The sequence below is a fragment of the Streptomyces sp. Mut1 genome (genome assembly GCF_030719295.1).
Taxonomy (GTDB): Bacteria; Actinomycetota; Actinomycetes; order Streptomycetales; family Streptomycetaceae; genus Streptomyces; species Streptomyces castrisilvae.
The window spans coordinates 2,284,618-2,301,523 of record NZ_CP120997.1 but is presented as its reverse complement, the minus strand read 5'-3'; the positions used below and the strand labels follow the sequence as shown (position 1 = coordinate 2,301,523).

Here is a 16,906-nt window from a genome sequence, read left to right as displayed (position 1 = left end):
CCGGAGGATGTCGTGAGCGACACACAGACCATGATCGAGAACCGTCCGCCCTCCGTGGCGACCCTCTTCATCGACCGCGTGGCGGCCACCCCGGACGGGGAGGCCTACCGCTACCCGGTCCCCGCGGCCGACGGCCGGGGGCCCGACGAGTGGAAGTCGCTCAGCTGGGCGCAGGCCGCCGAGCGGGTGTACGCCGTGGCCGCCGGGCTGATCGCGCTGGGCGTGCGCCCCGAGGAGCGCGTCGCGCTCGCGGCGTCCACCCGGGTCGAGTGGATCCTCGCCGACCTCGGCGTGATGTGCGCGGGCGCCGCGACCACCACGATCTACCCCTCGACCAACGCCGAGGAGTCGGCGTTCATCCTCTCCGACTCCGACAGCCGGGTCCTGATCGCCGAGGACGCGGTCCAGCTGGCCAAGGCCCGCGAGCGCCGCGCCGAGCTGCCGGACCTCGCCCACGTCGTCGTCATCGACGCGGAGGGCGCGGGACCCGCGGAGGGCGACCCCGAGGGCTGGGTGCTCACCCTGGCCGATCTGGAGGCCCTGGGCACCGAGCACCTGGCGAAGGACCCGGCAGCGGTCCGCAGCCGGGTCGACGCCATCACCTCCGACCAGCTGGCGACCCTCATCTACACCTCGGGCACCACCGGCCGCCCCAAGGGCGTCCGGCTGCCGCACGACAACTGGTCGTACATGGCCAAGGCCACCGTCGCCACCGGCCTGATCACCAAGGACGACATCCAGTACCTCTGGCTGCCGCTCGCCCACGTCTTCGGCAAGGTCCTCACCTCCGGGCAGATCGAGGTCGGCCACGTCACCGCCGTCGACGGCCGCGTCGACAAGATCATCGAGAACCTGCCGGTCGTCCAGCCGACGTACATGGCCGCCGTCCCGCGCATCTTCGAGAAGGTCTACAACGGCGTCGCCGCCAAGGCGCGCGCGGGCGGCGGGGCCAAGTACAAGATCTTCCAGTGGGCGGCCGGCGTCGCCCGCGAGTACGCCAAGGTCTCCCAGGACAACTTCCGGCGCACCGGCAAGGCGTCCGTGCCCTTCGCGCTCGGCGCCAAGCACAAGGTCGCCGACACCCTCGTCTTCGCCAAGATCCGCGAGGCCTTCGGCGGCCGGCTCCGCGCCTGCGTCTCCGGGTCCGCCGCGCTCGCCCCCGACATCGGCCTCTTCTTCTCCGGCGCCGGCATCCACATCCTGGAGGGCTACGGCCTCACCGAGTCGAGCGCCGCCTCCTTCGTCAACCCGGGCGAGAGCTACCGCACCGGCACGGTCGGCAAACCCCTGCCCGGCACCGAGGTCCGGATCGCCGACGACGGCGAGATCCTGCTGCGCGGCCCCGGCATCATGGAGGGCTACCAGGGGCTGCCGGAGAAGACCGCCGAGGTGCTGGAGGCCGACGGCTGGTTCCACACCGGCGACATCGGCGAACTGTCCGTGGACGGCTACCTGCGGATCACCGACCGCAAGAAGGACCTGATCAAGACGTCGGGCGGCAAGTACATCGCGCCCGCCGAGGTCGAGGGCCAGTTCAAGGCGGTCTGCCCGTTCGTCTCGAACATCCTGGTGCACGGCGCGGACCGCAACTTCTGCACCGCGCTGATCGCCCTGGACGAGCCCACCATCCTCGGCTGGGCCGCCGAGAACGGCATGGAGGGCAAGTCGTACGCGGACGTCGTGGCCTCGCCGAAGACCGTCGAGCTCATCGACGGCTACGTCAAGCGCCTCAACGAGGGGCTCCAGCGCTGGCAGACGATCAAGAAGTTCCGGCTGCTCCCGCGCGACCTCGACATCGAGCACGGCGAGGTGACGCCCAGCCTCAAGCTGAAGCGGCCCGTCGTCGAGCGCACGTACAAGGACCTGATCGAGGACATGTACGCCGGTTCCCGGGAGGCGTGACGGGCGCCTCGCCCGGCGCTCGCCCACTCTCGTACGCCCCCTGCAAGCCCCCCGCGTGCTCCGGCGCGGGGGGCCGGCGCGTTCAGGCCGCGCCGTCTTCACCACCCACTTCGGTAACTCGGCGCGTATCGGGAGGGCCGATCTGTCACTCTGTCGGTGTCGTCAGCGGCGCATAACGGAGAACAGGCAGAGCGAGAACAGGTCAGGAGCCGCCCTGTGGGGTCCATTCCCTTGCAGCGGGACATCGTGCAGCGTCCCGGAACCACCGCCGCTTCCACCGGCACACAGCCGGCCGCCCGGACCAGCCTGCCCGGGAACCTCCTCGCGCCCTCCGCGGCCCGGCGGTTCGTCGCCGCCGCGATCGCCGAGTGGAGCGGGCTCGGACTGCCCGCCGCCGTGGGGTTCAGCGACCGGCTGTCTGACGACGCGGCGACGATCGTCAGCGAGCTGGTCACCAACGCCGTCGTCCACGCCGGCACCACCGTCGAACTGCTCTTCCGGCTGGAGGAGGCCACCGAGGAGGAGGCGTCCGCCCTCGTCCTGGAGGTCTCCGACCACCACCCGGCCCGCGCGTTGCGCAGCGACCACGGGAGCGGCGACGAGGGCGCGGGCGAGCCGGCCGACTACGGGCGCGGCCTGGAGATCGTCGCCACCCTCGCCGAACGCTGGGGTGTCACCTACCGCACCGGCCTCAAGACCGTCTGGGCCCGCCTCCCCGTGGACGACTGGAACCCCTTCCCCGACGCCGGCGCCGAGCCCGGTTTCGAACGCGGACTGCGCGCCGCCGAACTCCTCGCCCCCACCGCGCGGCGCGCCCTGCGCGACGACGGGGACTGGGCCGGGCGCGGCGCGCTCTCCTTCCTCGCCGAGGCATCCGACCTGCTGGCCGGACAGCTGGACGAGGACATCGTCGCGGCGCTCGCCGGACAGTTACTCGTCCCCCGGCTCGCCGACTGGTGCGCGATCTGGCTGGAGCCCGAGAGCGGCGGCCCCTCGGCCGTCCCGCGCCTCGCCAAGGTCTGGCACGTGGACGAGGACCGCATCCCGCCGCTGCGCGCCCTTCTGGAGGGGGACCCGCTCCGGCTCCCCGAGCGGGTCGGCACCGGCGCCGTCTCCATGCCGTGGCCCGGCGGCGCCGAGGACGGCGGGACGCCGGAGAAGGACGAGGCCGAGGGCGTCGCGCTCGCCTACCGGATCACCTCGGGCGGCCGCACCCTCGGAGCCGTACTCCTGGGCCGCGAGTCGACCGCGCGCGTCCCCGACGAGCTGACCGCCCTCATAGAGGACTTCGTCCGCAGGGTCGGCCTCGCCGTCGGCGCGGCCCGCGCCTACACCCGGCAGGCCACCATCAGCCGCATCCTGCAACGCGGGCTGCTGCCCAGCAAGGTCGCCCGGATACCGGGCGTCGCCAGCTCCCTGGTCTACGAACCGAGCGACGACGGGGTCGTCGGCGGCGACTTCTACGACATCTTCCCGTGCCCCGGCGACCGCTGGTGCTTCGTGCTCGGCGACGTCCAGGGCAGCGGCCCCGAAGCCGCCGTCGTCACCGGGCTCGCCCGCCCCTGGCTGCGGCTGCTGGCCCGCGAGGGCTTCCAGGCCGACGAGGTCCTGGTCCGCCTCAACCGGCTGCTCCTGGACGACGCGATGGAGGCCGCCGAGGCGGCCGCGCTCATGGTCGCCGCCGCCGGCGGCCAGCACTCCGCGGACAGCGGCCAGTCCCGCTTCCTGTCCCTGCTGTACGGGGAGCTGGTTCCGCTGCCCGGCGGCGGCGCCCGCTGCACCCTGGTCAGCGCGGGCCACCCGCTGCCGCTGCTGCTGCGGCCCGACGGCACCGTGCGGCCCGCCGCCGAGCCGCAGCTGCTGCTCGGCGTCATGGACGACGCCGTCTACGAGACCCAGAGCTTCGACCTCGCCCCCGGCGACAGCCTGCTCTGCGTCACCGACGGGGTCACCGAGCGGCGCTCGGGCCCGCTGATGTTCGACGACGGCGACGGGCTCGCCCGCGCCCTGTCCGGCTGCGCCGGGCTGAACGCCGAGGAGATCGCCGACCGCATCAAACACGCCGTGCACGCCTTCGCCGAGCGCCCGCCGGACGACGATCTGGCGCTGCTGGTCCTCCAGGCCGAGTAGGCGGGGGCACGGGCGTGGCGTCCGGTTGCCGGGCGGCGCGCGACAATGGACGGTATGCCTTCCGTACTGCCCGATGGTGAGCCCGTGCCCGACGACGGGGCGCTGCCCCGCCACGCCCTGGAAGGCGCAGCCGGCCGCCCGCTCGGCTTCTACCTGCACGTGCCGTACTGCGCGACCCGCTGCGGCTACTGCGACTTCAACACCTACACCGCGACCGAGCTGCGCGGCTCCGGCGGTGCGCTCGCCTCCCGCGACACCTACGCCTCGCACCTCGTCGGCGAGATCCGCCAGGCCCGCGAGGTGCTCGGCGACGACCCACGGCCGGTGCGCACGGTCTTCGTCGGCGGCGGCACGCCGACCCTGCTGGCAGCCGCCGACCTGGTCCGGATGCTGGCCGCGGTCCGCGAGGAGTTCGGGCTCGCGGACGACGCCGAGATCACCACCGAGGCCAACCCCGAGTCCGTCGGCCCCGCCTACCTGGCCGAGCTGCGCGAGGGCGGCTTCAACCGGATCTCCTTCGGCATGCAGAGTGCCCGGCAGCACGTCCTGAAGATCCTCGACCGCACCCACACCCCGGGCCGGCCCGAGGCGTGTGTCGCCGAGGCGCGGGCGGCCGGCTTCGAACACATCAACCTGGACCTGATCTACGGCACCCCCGGCGAGTCCGACGACGACTGGCGCGCCTCCCTGGACGCGGCGATCGGCGCCGGACCCGACCACGTCTCCGCGTACGCGCTGATCGTCGAGGAGGGCACCGGGCTCGCCCGCCGGATCAAGCGCGGCGAGATCCCGATGACGGACGACGACGCGCACGCCGACCGGTACCTCATCGCGGACGAGGCGATGGCCGCGGCCGGTTACTCCTGGTACGAGGTGTCGAACTGGGCCCGCACCCCCGAGGGCCGCTGCCTGCACAACGAGCTGTACTGGCGCGGCGCCGACTGGTGGGGCGCCGGCCCCGGGGCGCACAGCCATGTCGGGGGCGTGCGCTGGTGGAACGTGAAGCACCCCGGGGCGTACGCGCAGGCGCTCGCCGAGGGGCGTTCCCCGGGGGCCGGGCGCGAGATCCTCTCCGCCGAGGACCGCCGCGTCGAGCGCATCCTGCTGGAGCTGCGGCTCGTGGACGGCTGCCCGCTGTCCCTGCTGGCCCCCGCCGGTCTCGCGGCGGCCCGCCGGGCGGTGGACGACGGGCTCCTGGAGCCGGCGCCGTTCGACGACGGGCGGGCCGTGCTCACCCTGCGCGGACGCCTGCTGGCCGACGCCGTGGTGCGCGACCTCGTGGACTGAGGCGGGGCGCTCACTTCGGCAGCAGGCAGTCCGGCGGGGTGAGGACGCGCTTCCCGGCCGCGCGGCCGCAGATGATCCGGGCGTGGCTGCGGCCGGACGTCGTCACCAGCCGGACGACGGCGAGCCCCAGCAACGCGCCCCACCAGGTGCCGGGGCCGCGCCGTCCGGCCCGCCGGTCCAGGGCGGCGTCGTACGGGGTCTCGCCGCGCCCTTCGAGCAGCTTCAGGGGGACCCGGCGCGGCAGGTTGGCCCGGTGGGTCCGGCGGGTCCGGCGCACGATCTGCTCGACCCGGGCGTCCACGGCGGCCGGCACACCGGCGTCGGCGGCCTGGAGGATCCACCGGACATCAGGCCGGAAGGGTGACGAAATCGATCAATTCCTCGACCCGGCCCAGGAGTTCGGGCTGGAGGTCCCGGTAGGAGTGCACCGAGGACAGGATGCGCTGCCAGGCCGCGCCGGTGTTCTCCGGCCAGCCCAGCGCCCGGCACACGCCCGTCTTCCAGTCCTGGCCGCGCGGCACCACCGGCCAGCCCGGGATGCCCACCGACGACGGCTTCACGGCCTCCCACACGTCGATGTAGGGATGGCCGACCACCAGGACGTCACCGTCCGAGACCCGCGCCGCGATCCGGGACTCCTTGGAACCGGGCACGAGATGGTCGACCAGCACCCCGAGCCGCGCGTTCGGCGCGGGCGCGAACTCCCGCACGATCGCCGGCAGGTCGTCGATGCCCTCCAGGTACTCGACGACCACGCCCTCGATCCGCAGGTCGTCGCCCCAGACCCGCTCCACCAGCTCCGCGTCGTGCCGCCCCTCCACATAGATCCGCCCGGCCCGAGCCACCCGCGCCCGCGCCCCGGGCACCGCCACCGAGCCGGAGGCCGTACGCGCGGGCCGCACCGGCCCGCCGGCCGACGGGCGCACCAGCGTCACGACCCGGCCCTCCAGCAGGAAGCCGCGCGGCGCCATCGGGAAGACCCGCTGCTTGCCGAAGCGGTCCTCCAGCGTCACCGTCGGCCCCTCGGCGGTCTTCTCGCACCGGATCACCGCCCCGCAGAAGCCGGTGGCGACGTCCTCCACCACCAGATCGGGCTCGGCGGGCACCTCGGGGACGGGGGCGGACTTCTTCCACGGCGGGGTCAGATCCGGCTGGTAGCTGCGCATCGCACGACGATAAGCGGGGAAGGGCTACGACACGCCGAACCGTTCCGCCAGTGCCTCGCGCTGTGCCCGGACGAACGCCGCGTCCACCACGGCGCCGTGCCCCGGCACGTACAGCGCGTCCTCGCCGCCCAGTGCCAGCAGCCGGTCCAGCGCGCCCGGCCAGCGGGCGGGGCGGGCGTCCGGGCCCGCCTGCGGTTCACCGGCCTCCTCGACCAGGTCGCCGCAGAACACGAGGGCGGGCGAGCCGCAGGAGCCCGGGACCAGCACCGCGAGGTCGTGGCCGCTGTGCGCCGCGCCCACGTTCACCAGCAGCACTTTCCGGCCGCCGCCCAGATCGAGCGCGCTCTCCCCGGACACCTCGTGGCCCGGGGCCACGAGCACATCGGTGGACTCGGCCGCGTCCGGCTCGGGCAGGCCCTGGCTCACCGCGTCGGCGTACAGCTCCTCCGCCCCCCGCCGCATCAGGTCCCGCGTGCCCGCCGCGCCGTACACGCGCACCCCGGCGAAGGCCGCCGTGCCCAGCACATGATCGAAATGGGGGTGGCTGAGTGCGATGTGCGTCACCCTCCGGCCGAGCAGCGCCTGCGCCTGGGTGCGCAGCTCCACCCCCTCACGCAGCGACGCACCGGTGTCGCAGAGCAGCACCCCGTCCGCCCCGGCCACCAGCAGGGCCGTCGCGTCCCACACCGGAAGGCGCCGACGGCCCACTCCGTGACCGAGCCGCTCCCACCCGAAGTCTTCCCAAGAGGCGTCCATACGGCGACGCTATCGGCATCGGCCCGCGCGCTCCCGCAGTGGTGTGGCCGGTCGCCCTTGCTAGGGCACCACCCCGTCGCCGTACACTGACCGGGGATCGTTGGCACTCGTACGCACCGAGTGCCAGGAGGAATCCCGGGAACGGCCCGAGAACCACCGAGGTAGACAGCTGGAGGTGTGCGCGATGCTCAGCGAACGCAGACTCGAAGTGCTGCGCGCCATCGTTCAGGACTACGTCGGAACCGAGGAGCCCGTCGGCTCCAAGGCGCTCACCGAGCGGCACCGGCTGGGGGTCTCCCCGGCCACCGTCCGCAACGACATGGCGGTGCTGGAGGACGAGGGCTTCATCGCCCAGCCCCACACCAGCGCGGGGCGCATCCCGACGGACAAGGGCTACCGGCTCTTCGTCGACAAGCTCGCGGGCGTCAAGCCCCTCTCGTCGCCGGAGCGCCGCGCCATTCAGAACTTCCTCGACGGCGCGGTCGACCTCGACGACGTCGTGGGCCGGACCGTACGGCTGCTCGCGCAGCTGACCCGGCAGGTCGCCGTCGTGCAGTACCCCTCGCTGACCCGCTCGACGGTGCGGCACGTGGAACTGCTGTCCCTGGCTCCGGCGCGGCTGATGCTCGTGCTGATCACGGACACCGGCCGGGTCGAACAGCGGCTGGTCGACTGCCCGGCGCCGTTCGGCGAGACGTCTCTCGCCGATCTGCGGGCCCGGCTCAACAGCCGGGTGGTGGGGCGCCGTTTCACGGACGTCCCGCAGCTGGTGCAGGACCTGCCGGAATCCTTCGAGAGCGAGGACCGGGGAACCGTGTCCACCGTGCTCTCGATCCTGCTCGAAACCCTCGTCGAGGAGACGGAGGAGCGGCTGATGATCGGCGGCACCTCCAACCTCACCCGCTTCGGACACGACTTCCCGGTGATGATCCGGCCGGTGCTTGAGGCACTGGAGGAGCAGGTCGTGCTGCTGAAGCTGCTCGGCGAGGCCACGGACTCGGGCATGACCGTACGTATCGGGCACGAGAACGCCCACGAGGGGCTCAACTCCACGTCCGTCGTCGCGGTCGGCTACGGTTCGGGCGACGAGGCAGTCGCCAAACTCGGCGTGGTCGGACCGACCCGCATGGACTACCCCGGAACGATGGGAGCGGTACGCGCAGTGGCACGTTACGTCGGACAGATCCTGGCGGAGTCGTAAGTGGCCACGGACTACTACGCCGTACTCGGCGTGCGCCGCGACGCCTCTCAGGACGAGATCAAGAAGGCATTCCGGAGGCTCGCCCGCGAGCTGCACCCGGACGTCAACCCCGATCCGAAGACCCAGGAGCGGTTCAAGGAGATCAACGCCGCTTACGAGGTCCTGTCGGACGCACAGAAGAAGCAGGTCTACGACCTCGGCGGCGACCCGCTCTCCCAGTCCGGGGGCGGCGGCGCGGGCGGGTTCGGCCAGGGCGGCTTCGGTAATTTCTCCGACATCATGGACGCGTTCTTCGGTACGTCGTCGCAGCGCGGACCCCGTTCGCGCACCCGGCGCGGCCAGGACGCCATGATCCGGCTGGAGATCGACCTGTCCGAGGCGGCCTTCGGCACGACCAAGGACATCCAGGTCGACACGGCCGTCGTCTGTACGACGTGCAGCGGCGAGGGCGCGGCCCCCGGCACCTCCGCGCAGACCTGCGACATGTGCCGCGGCCGCGGTGAGGTCTCCCAGGTCACCCGGTCCTTCCTCGGCCAGGTCATGACCTCGCGGCCCTGCCCGCAGTGCCAGGGCTTCGGCACGGTCGTGCCGACCCCGTGCCCGGAGTGCGCCGGCGACGGCCGCATCCGTTCGCGGCGCACGCTGACCGTGAAGATCCCCGCGGGTGTCGACAACGGCACCCGCATCCAGCTCGCGGGCGAGGGCGAGGTCGGCCCCGGCGGCGGCCCCGCCGGGGACCTCTACGTCGAGATCCACGAGCTGGCGCACGCGGTGTTCCAGCGCCGCGGCGACGACCTGCACTGCACGGTCACCATCCCCATGACGGCGGCGGCCCTCGGCACCAAGGTGCCGCTGGAGACGCTCGACGGCCTGGAAGAGGTCGACATCCGGCCGGGCACCCAGTCCGGCCAGTCCGTCCCGCTGCACGGCCGCGGCATCACCCACCTGCGGGGCGGCGGACGCGGCGACCTCATCGTGCACGTCGAGGTCACCACCCCGGTCAAGATGGACCCCGAGCAGGAACGCCTCCTGCGCGAACTGGCCAAACTGCGCGGCGAGGAGCGGCCCACCGGCCAGTTCCAGCCCGGCCAGCAGGGCCTGTTCTCGCGTCTGAAGGACGCGTTCAACGGCCGCTGACGGCACCCGTCCGTCCGGTACGGGCCCGGCCCCGGGCCCGTACCGCACCGGACGAAAGCTGTCGTGGGGCGGGCATCACGGGACAGGAGGGACATGACACGATGCGGTCATGTCCTCCGCATTGACCGATCTCTGCCGGTATCCGATCGTGCAGGCCCCGATGGCGGGCGGTCCGTCCTGCCCGCAGTTGGCGGCGTCGGTCGCCGATGCCGGCGGGCTCGGTTTCCTGGCCGCCGGGTACAAGACGGCGGACGGCATGTACCAGGAGATCAAGCAGGTGCGCGGGCTGACCGGACAGCCCTTCGGCGTCAACCTCTTCATGCCGCAGCAGAAGCTCGCCGACCCGGGTGCCCTGGAGGTCTACCGCCACCAGCTCGCCGGCGAGGCCACCTGGTACGAGACGCCCCTCGGTGACACCGACGCCTGCGGGGACGACGGCTACGAGGCCAAGCTCGCCATCCTGCTGGAAGACCCGGTTCCGGTCGTCTCCTTCACCTTCGGCTGCCCCTCGCGCGACACCCTCGACGCGTTCGCCGCCGCCGGTACGTACACCGTCGTCACCGTCACCTCGCCCGAGGAGGCCCAGGCCGCGCAGTGGGCCGGCGCCGACGCCGTCTGCGCCCAGGGCACCGAGGCGGGCGGCCACCGCTCCACGTTCCGCGACGACCCGGAGACCGACGGCGGCGGGACCGGGCTGCTGTCCCTGGTGACCCAGGTGCGCGAGACCGTGCAGATACCGGTGATCGCCGCGGGCGGGCTGATGCGCGGCGCGCAGATCGCCGCGGTGCTCGCGGCGGGCGCCGACGCCGCCCAGCTCGGCACCGCGTTCCTGGTCTGCCCCGAGTCCGGCGCCCACCTGCTGCACAAACAGGCCCTGACCAACCCGCTGTTCGTCCGCACCACGCTGACCCGGGCCTTCTCCGGGCGCCCGGCCCGCGGCCTGGTCAACCGCTTCGTGCGCGAGCACGGACCGTACGCCCCCGCCGCCTACCCCCAGGTCCACCACATGACCTCCCCGCTGCGCAAGGCGGCGGCCCGTGCCGGGGACGCGCAGGGCATGGCGCTGTGGGCGGGGCAGGGCCACCGGATGGCCCGCGAGCTGCCCGTGGGCCGGCTGGTCCGGCTGCTCGTCGAGGAACTGGACGCCGCACGGACGGCAGTGAGCGCAAGGAGTACACAGTGACGGCACCCGTCTTCGTCGTCGAAGACCTGCCCGGCGGGACCGAGTTCGTCCTCGACGGGCCCGAGGGACGGCACGCCGTCTCGGTGAAGCGCCTGCACGCCGGGGAGGACGTCGTCCTGACCGACGGCCGCGGCCGGTGGGCCGAGGGCGTCGTGAAGGCCGCCGAGGGCAAGGACCGGCTGGTCGTGGGCGGCCTGGACCCGGTGCACGAGGAGCCGCGCCCGGCCGCCCGGATCACCGTCGTGCAGGCCCTGCCCAAGGGGGACCGGGGCGAGGTCGCCGTCGAGACGATGACCGAGACCGGGGCCGACGCGATCGTGCCGTGGCAGGCGGCGCGCTGCATCACCCAGTGGAAGGGCGACCGGGGCCTCAAGTCCCTCGCGAAATGGCGCAGCACGGCCCGGGAGGCCGGCAAGCAGTCCCGCCGGGTGCGGTTCCCGGACGTGGCGGACGCGGCGTCCACCAAGCAGGTCGCCGCGCTGGTGGCCACCGCGGACTTCGCGGCCATCCTGCACGAGGACCGCGGCCACGACAGCGAACCGCTGGCCACCGTCGACCTGCCCGAGGCCGGTGAGATCGTGCTGATCGTCGGCCCGGAGGGAGGCGTCTCGCCGCAGGAACTGGCCGTGTTCCAGGCCGCCGGGGCCCGCGTCTGCCGGCTCGGCCCGACCGTCCTGCGCACCTCCACGGCGGGCACGGCGGCGACGGCGCTGCTGCTGGGACGCACGGGGCGCTGGTCGTAACCCCGCCCCGATGGGGTGGTTGTGGCCACAAGCGGTCTACCGCACCGTCAGGAGCGGTGGGAAGCTGCCTTTATGGGGACATCAAGGGCATGGAGCCGTCGCGCGGTCCGTCGCTTTCCGGCCGCACTCTGCCTCGCCGCCGCAGCCGTCACCGGCCTCACCGCCTGTGAACCGGCCGACGGCCTCGACACGCTGAACACCGCGGCCGTCGCCGTGACCACCGACCGGACCGCCACCCGCGCGCTGGAGCACGAAGGCATCGACGTGAGCTGGCTGAGCTGCACCGCCGGCCTCGGCAAGGACGAAGCGAAGGCCTCCGCATCCGCCTCCGCGCAACGGGTGGCCGAGGTCCACTGCGACGGCAGGACGAAGGACAGGCAGAAGATCACACTCGACGGCCGGGTGACCCACGCGGTCAACGGCCGCTGCGTACGCGGAGACATGACGGCCAAGACCGGCGGGCGCGCCGTCTTCCGGGCCACCCTGCTCGGCGACTGCGCGGCCCCCGCCACGACCGCACCGCCCGCCGGGGGCGCGGGGCCGGTCAACGGGCCGACGGCCACCGTGACGGTGACGGTGACCGCGTACCCCGGCAAGTGAGCGCCGCTCCGGAGGGGGCGGCCGGACGTGCGAGGGGGCGCATATCCCAGGGGCATGTGCGCCGCACTTCCACCGTGCCACGACGTACTCCGGCCAACCCCGTACCACCTCGGACGTCCGCGGCCTAGGCTGAACCGTGTGACACAGCCTTCCTACCTCCGGTACCCCCATGTCCACGGTGACTTGATCGCCTTCACAGCCGAGGACGACGTCTGGCTCGCCCCGCTCGACGGCGGACGGGCGTGGCGAATCAGCGCCGACAACCGTCCAGTCGCCCAGCCGCGCATATCTCCCGACGGCACCCTCGTCGCCTGGACCTCCACCCGCGACGGGGCGCCCGAGGTGCATCTCGCCCCCGCCGACGGCGGGCCCTCGCGACGGCTCACCCACTGGGGCGACGCCCGCACCACCGTGCGCGGCTGGACCCCCGATGGGGACGTACTGGTCACGAGCACCCAGGGCCAGGTCTCGCTGCGCCGCAGCTGGGCTCGGGCCGTCCCGGTCGACGGCGGTCCCGCGCGGACCCTCCCGTACGGGCCCGTCGGCTCCCTCGCGTACGGGCCCGGCGGACGGGTCCTGCTGCTTTCGGCCACCATGGGGCGCGAGGCCGCCACCTGGAAGCGCTACCGCGGTGGCACGGCCGGCAAGCTCTGGATCGCGGCCGGGGACGACCCACAGGAGTTCGCCCGCCTCCACGAGGACCTCGACGGCAACATCGAGTGCCCGATGTGGGTGGGGGAGCGCATCGCGTTCCTCTCCGACCACGAGGGCGTCGGCGCCCTCTACTCCTCCCTGCCCGACGGCGGCGACCTGCGCCGGCACACCGGCACCGACGGCTTCTACGCCCGGCACGCCACCACCGACGGCACCCGGGTCGCCTACGCGTCGGCCGGTGAACTCTGGCTCCTGGACAGCCTGGAGAGCGAGGAGCCCCGCCGCGTCGAGATCCGGCTCGGCGGCCAGCGCGCCGACCTCCAGCCCTACCCGCTGCACGCCGACAGCCACCTGACCAGCGCGTCCCCGGACCGCACCGGACGCGGCAGCGCGGTCTGCACCCGGGGCGCCGTCCACTGGGTCACCCACCGCGAGGGCCCCGCCCGCGCGCTCGCCGCCGAACCCGGCGTACGGGCCAGGCTGCCCCGTACGTTCCAGGCCGACGGCGACCAGCACGTCGTCTGGGTCACCGACGCCGAGGGCGACGACGCGCTGGAGTGCGCCCCCGCCACCGGCACCGCGCCCGGCGCCGAGCCCCGCCGCCTGGCGGCCGGCCGGCTCGGCCGCGTCCTGGACCTGGCCCCCGCCCCCGACGGCAGCCGGTTCGCGGTCGCCGCCCACGACGGGCGGGTCCTGGTCGTGGAGCGGGAGAGCGGCGAGATCCACGAGGTGGACCGCAGCGAGAACGGCGACGCCTCCGGGCTCGCCTGGTCGCCCGACTCCGCCTGGCTCGCCTGGTCGCACCCCGGCCCCGAGCCGCTCAGCCAGCTCAAGCTGGCCCACATCGCGGACCTCTCGGTCTCCGAGGCCACCCCGCTGCGCTTCCGGGACTTCGCGCCCGCCTTCACCGCCGACGGAAAGCACCTGGCCTTCCTCTCCGAGCGCGCCTTCGACCCGATCTACGACGCCCACGTCTTCGACCTGGCGTTCATCGGCTCCTGCCGGCCGCACCTGCTGACGCTCGCGGCGACCACCCCTTCCCCGTTCGGGCCGCAGCTGCACGGCCGGCCGACCGAGAAGGAGAAGGGGGGCGAAGGCGAGGACAACCCCACCGCCCTGCCCATCACCCGCATCGACCTGGAAGGCCTCGCCGACCGGATCGTGCCCCTTCCCGTCGAGGCCGCCGTCTACTCCTCGCTCCGGGCCGCACGGGACGGGCTGCTCTGGCTGCGCCACCCGGTCACCGGGGTCCTCGGCACGAGCGGGGCGGGCCCCGACGCCCGCCGCCCGGAGACCGTCCTGGAGCGGTACGACCTCGAAAAGCTGCGCTGCGAGGAACTCACCTCCGACGTCAGCCGTTTCGCGGTCAGCGGCGACGGGAAGCGGCTCGCCCTCGTCAGCCACGGCAAGCTGTCCGTCGTCCCGTCCGACAGCCGGGTGCCCGCGAGCTCCGACGACGACCACGACGACCCCGTCACCGTCGACCTGTCCCGCATCCGCCGCACCCTCGACCCGGCCGCCGAATGGCGCCAGATGTACGACGAGGCCGGCCGCGTCATGCGGGACAACTTCTGGCGCCCCGACATGGGCGGCGTCGACTGGGACGGGGTCCTGGACCGCTACCGGCCGGTCCTGGAGCGCGTCGCGACCCACGACGACCTCATCGACCTGCTCTGGGAGGTCCAGGGCGAGCTGGGCACCTCCCACGCCTACGTGACCCCGCCCGGCGGGTGGCGCGACGAGTCGGCCCGGCAGGGGCTGCTCGGGGCGGACCTCTCCCGCGCGGAGGACGGCAGCTGGCGCATCGACCGCATCCTGCCCTCCGAGACCTCGGACCCGGCCGCCCGCTCGCCGCTCGCCGCGCCGGGCGTCGCCGTCCGGCCCGGGGACGCGATCCTGGCGGTCGACGGCCACCCCGTCGACGCGCTCACCGGCCCCGCGCCCCTGCTCACCGGCTCGGCCGGCAAGCCCGTCGAGCTGACCGTCTCGCCGGCCGACGGCGGCGAGAGGCGCCATGTCGTCGTGGTGCCCGTCCACGACGAGGAGGCGCTGCGCTACCACGCGTGGGTCGCCGACCGGCGCGCGTACGTGCACGAGCGGTCCGGCGGGCGCCTGGGCTACCTCCACGTCCCCGACATGGTCGGCTCCGGCTGGGCCCAGATCCACCGCGACCTGCGCACCGAGGTGGCGCGCGAGGGCCTGGTCGTGGACGTACGGGAGAACCGTGGCGGCCACACCTCGCAGCTCGTCGTGGAGAAGCTGGCCCGCCGCATCGTCGGCTGGGACCTGCCGCGCGGCATGCGCCCCGCCAGCTACCCGGGCGACGCGCCGCGCGGGCCCGTCGTCGCCGTCGCCAACGAGTTCTCCGGCTCGGACGGCGACATCGTGAACGCGGCGATCAAGGCCCTGGACATCGGGCCCGTGGTCGGCGTGCGCACCTGGGGCGGCGTGATCGGCATCGACAACCGCTACCGGCTCGTCGACGGCACGCTGGTCACCCAGCCGAAGTACGCGTTCTGGCTGGAGGGGTACGGGTGGGGCGTCGAGAACCACGGCGTCGACCCGGACGTGGAGGTCGTCATGACGCCGCGGGACCACGCGGAGGGGCGTGACCCGCAGTTGGACGAGGCGGTCCGGATCGCGCTGGAGTCGCTGACGGAGGCGCCGGCGAAGACGGCGCCGGAGCCGCCGGGGCTTCCGGAGTGAGGTGAGGGGTGGGGAGCGGGGCCGTCGCGCCCGCGGCGGGCCCGCTCCCCACCCCGCCCCTTCCCGAGACCGGGGCGCCGCCCCGGAAGCGGCCGGCCCCCGGGCCCGCCCGGATAGGCTGGCCCGCAACGGATCACCCAGACCAAGGAGCGCGCAAGCAATGGCAGGAGAACCGCAGCCCGACTGCCTGTTCTGCAAGATCGTCTCGGGGGAGATCCCGGCCACCATCGTCCGCGAGACCGACACCACCGTCGCCTTCCGCGACATCAACCCCCAGGCCCCCACGCACGTCCTCGTCATCCCGCGCCTCCACTACGCCGACGCCGCGTCCCTCGGTGCCGCCGAGCCGCAGGTGCTCGCCGACGTGCTGTGCGAGGCGGGAAACGTGGCCGCCGACGAGAAGGTCGACCAGACCGGTTACCGGGTCGTGTTCAACACCGGGGCCGGCGCGGGACAGACCGTGTTCCACGCCCACGCCCACGTCCTGGGCGGCCGCGGTCTCGCCTGGCCCCCCGGATAATGTCCGCACGCGAACTCGTTGTCCTCGGGACCGCCAGCCAGGTCCCGACGCGCCACCGCAACCACAACGGCTACCTGCTGCGCTGGGACGGCGAGGGCATCCTCTTCGACCCGGGCGAGGGCACCCAGCGCCAGATGCTGCGGGCCGGCGTCGCCGCCCACGACATCAACCGGATCTGCGTCACGCACTTCCACGGCGACCACTCGCTGGGCCTGGCCGGGGTGATCCAGCGGATCAACCTCGACCAGGTCCCGCACCCCGTCACCGCCCACTACCCGGCGAGCGGGCAGCGTTTCTTCGACCGGCTGCGGTACGCCACCGCCTACCGCGAGTCCGTCGAGCTGACCGAGGCCCCGGTCGCCGCCGACGGACCGCTGGCCACCACCGCCGCGTACACGCTCGACAGCCACCGGCTCTCGCACCCCGTCGAGTCGTACGGCTACCGGCTCACCGAGCCGGACGGGCGGCGGATGCTGCCGGCGAAGCTCGCCGAGCACGGCATCGCGGGGCCGGACGTCGGACGCGTCCAGCGCGAGGGCGCCCTCGGCGGTGTCACGCTCGGCCAGGTCTCCGAGCACAGGCGCGGACAGCGGTTCGCGTTCATCATGGACACCAGGCTCTGCGACGGCGTGTACGCGCTCGCGGAGGGGTGCGACCTGCTGGTCATCGAGTCGACCTTCCTCCACGAGGACCGGAAACTCGCCTCCGACCACGGCCACCTGACCGCGGGGCAGGCGGCCCGGGTCGCCCGCGAGGCGGGCGTACGGCACCTCGTTCTCACGCACTTCTCCCAGCGCTACCCGGACCCCGAGGCCTTCGAGGCCGAGGCCAGGGGGGCCGGGTACGAGGGCGAGCTGACCGTGGCCCAGGATCTGATGCGGGTAGCGGTGCCGAGCCGTCACCCGTAGACCCCGTAGAACC

14 protein-coding genes are annotated in these 16,906 nt (G+C 73.6%); 11 read left to right on the top strand and 3 right to left on the bottom strand.

The features are described 5' to 3' along the window. Positions 1–12 precede the first annotated feature (12 nt). The 3 genes from P8A18_RS09855 to hemW all read left to right on the top strand — a co-directional run bounded on the left by P8A18_RS09855 (position 13) and on the right by hemW (position 5,319). A complete protein-coding gene (locus P8A18_RS09855; protein WP_306053498.1) occupies positions 13–1,902 on the top strand; it encodes an AMP-dependent synthetase/ligase in 1,890 nt (629 codons plus the stop codon). Positions 1,903–2,133: 231 nt separating this feature from the next. Continuing rightward, positions 2,134–4,032 (top strand): ATP-binding SpoIIE family protein phosphatase, encoded by a 1,899-nt coding sequence (locus P8A18_RS09850; RefSeq protein WP_306060791.1) that lies wholly within the window; start codon positions 2,134–2,136, stop codon positions 4,030–4,032. Positions 4,033–4,077: 45 nt separating this feature from the next. Further along, complete coding sequence (hemW, locus tag P8A18_RS09845) at positions 4,078–5,319, top strand: radical SAM family heme chaperone HemW (RefSeq protein WP_306053497.1); 1,242 nt, start codon at positions 4,078–4,080, stop codon at positions 5,317–5,319. Positions 5,320–5,329: 10 nt separating this feature from the next. On the opposite strand, the gene P8A18_RS09840 is transcribed toward hemW, so the two are convergent. The 3 genes from P8A18_RS09840 to P8A18_RS09830 are packed head-to-tail and all read right to left on the bottom strand — an operon-like array spanning position 5,330 to position 7,241. Next, a complete protein-coding gene (locus P8A18_RS09840; RefSeq protein WP_306053495.1) occupies positions 5,330–5,632 on the bottom strand; it encodes a hypothetical protein in 303 nt (100 codons plus the stop codon). Between the two features lie 34 nt (positions 5,633–5,666). Beyond that, the gene (locus tag P8A18_RS09835) at positions 5,667–6,485 is read right to left on the bottom strand and encodes a DUF3097 domain-containing protein (protein WP_306053494.1); all 819 of its coding nucleotides are present in this window, start codon (positions 6,483–6,485) and stop codon (positions 5,667–5,669) included. 24 nt (positions 6,486–6,509) lie between these two features. Further along, positions 6,510–7,241, bottom strand: a complete 732-nt coding sequence (locus P8A18_RS09830) for an MBL fold metallo-hydrolase (RefSeq protein WP_306053492.1) — start codon at positions 7,239–7,241, stop codon at positions 6,510–6,512. A 184-nt stretch (positions 7,242–7,425) separates the two neighbouring features. Between P8A18_RS09830 and hrcA the strand changes: the two genes are divergently transcribed. The 8 genes from hrcA to P8A18_RS09790 all read left to right on the top strand — a co-directional run bounded on the left by hrcA (position 7,426) and on the right by P8A18_RS09790 (position 16,893). Continuing rightward, on the top strand, positions 7,426–8,442 hold the full coding sequence (gene hrcA, locus P8A18_RS09825; RefSeq protein ID WP_018551644.1) for a heat-inducible transcriptional repressor HrcA: 1,017 nt from the start codon (positions 7,426–7,428) through the stop codon (positions 8,440–8,442). Further along, positions 8,443–9,579 carry a molecular chaperone DnaJ gene (gene dnaJ / locus P8A18_RS09820; protein ID WP_306053490.1) on the top strand — a complete coding sequence of 379 codons (1,137 nt, stop codon included), beginning with the start codon at positions 8,443–8,445 and terminating at the stop codon, positions 9,577–9,579. Positions 9,580–9,688: 109 nt separating this feature from the next. After that, on the top strand, positions 9,689–10,762 hold the full coding sequence (locus P8A18_RS09815; RefSeq protein ID WP_306053488.1) for a nitronate monooxygenase: 1,074 nt from the start codon (positions 9,689–9,691) through the stop codon (positions 10,760–10,762). Further along, on the top strand, positions 10,759–11,505 hold the full coding sequence (locus P8A18_RS09810) for a 16S rRNA (uracil(1498)-N(3))-methyltransferase (protein ID WP_306053487.1): 747 nt from the start codon (positions 10,759–10,761) through the stop codon (positions 11,503–11,505). Before P8A18_RS09815 ends, P8A18_RS09810 begins: the two co-directional genes overlap by 4 nt. 72 nt (positions 11,506–11,577) lie before the next feature. Beyond that, a complete protein-coding gene (locus tag P8A18_RS09805) occupies positions 11,578–12,105 on the top strand; it encodes a hypothetical protein (protein WP_306053486.1) in 528 nt (175 codons plus the stop codon). 138 nt (positions 12,106–12,243) lie between these two features. After that, positions 12,244–15,465, top strand: coding sequence for a S41 family peptidase (locus tag P8A18_RS09800; RefSeq protein WP_306053485.1), 3,222 nt, complete (start codon positions 12,244–12,246; stop codon positions 15,463–15,465). Positions 15,466–15,625: 160 nt separating this feature from the next. Then, positions 15,626–15,985 (top strand): histidine triad nucleotide-binding protein, encoded by a 360-nt coding sequence (locus P8A18_RS09795; protein WP_306053483.1) that lies wholly within the window; start codon positions 15,626–15,628, stop codon positions 15,983–15,985. Further along, complete coding sequence (locus P8A18_RS09790; protein ID WP_306053482.1) at positions 15,985–16,893, top strand: ribonuclease Z; 909 nt, start codon at positions 15,985–15,987, stop codon at positions 16,891–16,893. Before P8A18_RS09795 ends, P8A18_RS09790 begins: the two co-directional genes overlap by 1 nt. The last annotated feature ends 13 nt before the right edge of the window (positions 16,894–16,906 follow it).